Below are 2500 nucleotides of genomic sequence, written 5' to 3' on the forward strand. Positions count from 1 at the left end.
AGGAAAGAATAATCCTGGCATCGAGCTATTGTCCCGGTCGGCAACCCGACAAGTATCTTGGCCACGGTGAAGTTTCACAACCGAGTTCGGGATGGAATCGGAGTGGTGCCATCACGTTAAAGACACCAGGAAGGGTAGAACCCTCAAGACTGCAAAAGCTAGGAAAAAAGTGGTGAAAGAAGAATCAGGTCAAGCCCTCGGTCGGTTAGTACTCCTCGACTGCACTCGTTACCGAGCTTCCATCTAGAGCCTATCAACGGGTAGTCTACCCGAGACCTTACTGGCTTAATGCCATGAGAGCAATCATCTGGAGGTGGGCTTCCCACTTAGATGCTTTCAGCGGTTATCCGCTCCGCACATGGCTACCCTGCGTTTACCGTTGGCACGATAACAGGTACACCAGCGGTGCGTCCTTCCCGGTCCTCTCGTACTAAGGAAGGCTCCTCGCAATGCTCTTACGCCTACACCGGATATGGACCGAACTGTCTCACGACGTTCTGAACCCAGCTCACGTACCGCTTTAATGGGCGAACAGCCCAACCCTTGGGACCGACTTCAGCCCCAGGTTGCGATGAGCCGACATCGAGGTGCCAAACCTCCCCGTCGATGTGAACTCTTGGGGGAGATCAGCCTGTTATCCCTAGAGTAACTTTTATCCGTTGAGCGACGGCCCTTCCACGCGGTGCCGTCGGATCACTAAAGCCGACTTTCGTCCCTGTTCGACTTGTGGGTCTCACAGTCAAGCTCCCTTCTGCTTTTGCACTCTATCGTCCCATTTCCAACGGGACCGAGGGAACCTTTGCGCGCCTCCGTTACCTTTTAGGAGGCGACCGCCCCAGTCAAACTGCCCACCTGAAACTGTCTCCCGCCCCGATTAGGGGTCAGGGTTAGAATTCTAGCCTCGCCAGAGTGGTATCTCACCGTTAGCTCCACCCTCCCCACGAGGAGAGTTTCAACGCTTCCCACCTATCCTGCGCAAGCGAAGCCCGAAGCCAATTCCAGGCTACAGTAAAGCTTCATAGGGTCTTTCTGTCCAGGTGCAGGTAGTCCGTATCTTCACAGACAATCCTATTTCGCCGAGTCTCTCTCCGAGACAGTGCCCAGATCGTTACGCCTTTCGTGCGGGTCGGAACTTACCCGACAAGGAATTTCGCTACCTTAGGACCGTTATAGTTACGGCCGCCGTTCACCGGGGCTTCGGTCGTCAGCTTCAGATTACTCCTGACCAACTTCCTTAACCTTCCGGCACTGGGCAGGCGTCAGCCTCCATACTGCGTCTTACGACTTGGCGGAGACCTGTGTTTTTGGTAAACAGTCGCCTGGGCCTATTCACTGCGACCCTCTTGCGAGGGTACCCCTTCTCCCGAAGTTACGGGGTCATTTTGCCGAGTTCCTTAGAGAGAGTTATCTCGCGCCCCTTAGTATTCTCTACTTCCCCACCTGTGTCGGTTTCGGGTACAGGCAATTAATGATTAACGTGGTTCGGGCTTTTCTAGGAAGCTTGATCAACGCCACTTCCCTCCCGTGGGAGGTGGGACTCGCGTCTTAGCTCCTGGTGTTTTCGCCACCTCTCATCGCCTCGACTGCTTGCACTGGTAACCAACATCCAGCTGACGTTGACCTTCTCCGTTCTCCGGCACAATCATTAATCGGTACGGGAATGTTAACCCGTTGTCCATCGACTACGCTTTTCAGCCTCGCCTTAGGTCCTGACTGACCCTCCGCGGACGAGCCTTGCGGAGGAAACCTTGGGGTTTCGGGGTGTGGGATTCTCACCCACATTTTCGCTACTTAAGCCGACATTCTCACTTCTATAGAGTCCACAGCTGCTTGCCGCTACTGCTTCACCCCCTATAGAACGCTCCCCTACCACTACAATGTAGTCCACAGCTTCGGTAGATAACTTAGGCCCGTTCATTTTCGGCGCAGGAGCGCTTGACCAGTGAGCTATTACGCACTCTTTTAAGGGTTGCTGCTTCTAGGCAAACCTCCTGGTTGTCAATGCACTCCCACCTCCTTTCTCACTTAGTTATCATTTGGGGACCTTAGCTGGTGGTCTGGGCTGTTTCCCTCTTGACGATGAAGCTTATCCCCCACCGTCTCACTGGTAGTTTTTTTAGCCGTATTCAGAGTTTGCCTCGCCTTGGTACCGGTCTCCCAGCCCGCGGCGAAACAGTGCTTTACCCCGACTAAACTTCCACTACCGCTGCGCCTCAACACATTTCGGGGAGAACCAGCTAGCTCCGAGTTCGATTGGCATTTCACCCCTAACCACAGCTCATCCGCTAATTTTTCAACATTAGTCGGTTCGGACCTCCACTTGGTTTTACCCAAGCTTCATCCTGGCCATGGTTAGATCACCCGGGTTCGGGTCTACAAATTATGACGCTTCGCCCTATTCAGACTCGCTTTCGCTGGGGCTGTGGGGTCTTCCCCCTTCACCTGCCATAACCTGTAAGTCGCCGGCTCATTCTTCAACAGGCACACGGTCAGACGTTCA

2 rRNA genes (1 of these 2 cut by a window edge) are annotated in these 2500 nt (G+C 54.0%); both read right to left on the reverse strand.

What is annotated here, in order from left to right:
- Positions 1-12 precede the first annotated feature (12 nt).
- Positions 13-130, reverse strand: a 5S ribosomal RNA gene (gene rrf, locus PN470_RS01200).
- A gap of 55 nt (positions 131-185) precedes the next feature.
- Positions 186-2500, reverse strand: a 23S ribosomal RNA gene (locus PN470_RS01205); it runs 565 nt beyond the window's last position.

It is taken from the genome of Microcystis sp. CS-574, from assembly GCF_028329095.1.
Lineage (GTDB): Bacteria > Cyanobacteriota > Cyanobacteriia > Cyanobacteriales > Microcystaceae > Microcystis > Microcystis ichthyoblabe_A.